Raw genomic sequence first — 561 nt, 5'->3', positions numbered from 1 at the left:
CTATATGGACGGGCGAAAGCACCCGCTGAAGACACGGGATGCCGCGATTGCCTCGATCGGCAAGGCGATCTTTGCGGAGTATGGGCGGTGACAGGATATAGGAGAACGGGCTGGGCGGTTCTTCGGCTTAGCCTTGCCCTCGCCTTCGTTGCAACCGCTGCCGCCTCGATCGCAGTGACCGGCATACCGGCGCTGGCGCAGGAGGCGGGCGTCACGGCAGAGGAGCGCTCCAACTGGCAGCGGAAGAAGTGCGATGTCTACACCAAGGCGCTCGCCGAGATCCTCGATCACGTCGGACGCGAGGGCGTGTCCGAGCGCTTCCTCGCCCGGAACCAGGAATTCATCGACAGCGGCTGCCTTGCCGATGTCGATGCCTGCCCTGAGACCGAGGATGATATCGAGGTCGCCAACGGGCTGACCATTGCCACGATGAATACCGGGGCGGCGAGTTCGTTCAGCCCGTTTCGCTGTCGCGGTTGAAGCCTGGCACGGGATCGGTTCAACGGGTGACCGCAAGGGAACCGATGCAGCCCCTAGGGGTTGTCCTTTGGTCAACTGCGG

Annotated in this window: 1 protein-coding gene; it reads left to right on the top strand. The window is 63.5% G+C overall.

Annotation, left to right across the window (positions count from 1 at the left end):
* Window positions 1-174 precede the first annotated feature (174 nt).
* Entirely contained in the window at window positions 175-480 is a 306-nt protein-coding gene (locus CXR03_RS18945; RefSeq protein ID WP_146070566.1) for a hypothetical protein, read from the top strand.
* Window positions 481-561 lie beyond the last annotated feature (81 nt).

Source organism: Arthrobacter sp. 08Y14 (genome assembly GCF_002929455.1).
Classification (GTDB): domain Bacteria; phylum Actinomycetota; class Actinomycetes; order Actinomycetales; family Micrococcaceae; genus Arthrobacter_B; species Arthrobacter_B sunyaminii.
The sequence above is the reverse complement of the archived record's forward strand: the minus strand, read 5'-3'. Positions and strand labels throughout refer to the sequence as shown.